The sequence below is a fragment of the Trinickia symbiotica genome (assembly GCF_003028655.1).
GTDB classification, from domain to species: domain Bacteria; phylum Pseudomonadota; class Gammaproteobacteria; order Burkholderiales; family Burkholderiaceae; genus Trinickia; species Trinickia symbiotica_A.
Genome location: NZ_PYUC01000081.1, coordinates 1 through 286, shown reverse-complemented (window position 1 = coordinate 286; position 286 = coordinate 1). Strand labels below are relative to the sequence as shown.

General features: G+C 58.0%; 1 tRNA gene. It reads left to right on the top strand.

Going from position 1 to position 286, the window contains the following annotated elements:
• Positions 1–49 precede the first annotated feature (49 nt).
• Positions 50–125 (top strand) — tRNA-Ala (locus C9I57_RS32330).
• The last annotated feature ends 161 nt before the right edge of the window (positions 126–286 follow it).

Sequence of the window (286 nt, the reverse complement as noted above, 5' to 3'; positions counted from 1 at the left end):
TACGGTGAGCGGACCTCACGCGAGTGGATCCCCCAAGCGCGTCGGCATCGGGGGCATAGCTCAGCTGGGAGAGCACCTGCTTTGCAAGCAGGGGGTCGTCGGTTCGATCCCGTCTGCCTCCACCAACCAATCCCCAATGGGAAGCGTCGCCAACGAGAGCAATCGTTGGGGTGTTTGTCATTGGCGAGTGCGCCAGTCAGTGTGACTGCAAAGTCGGCTGTCGATCTTTAACAATCTGGAAGAAGTAGTAAGGGATATCGGAAGCGTCTCATGAGATGGGCGTGGA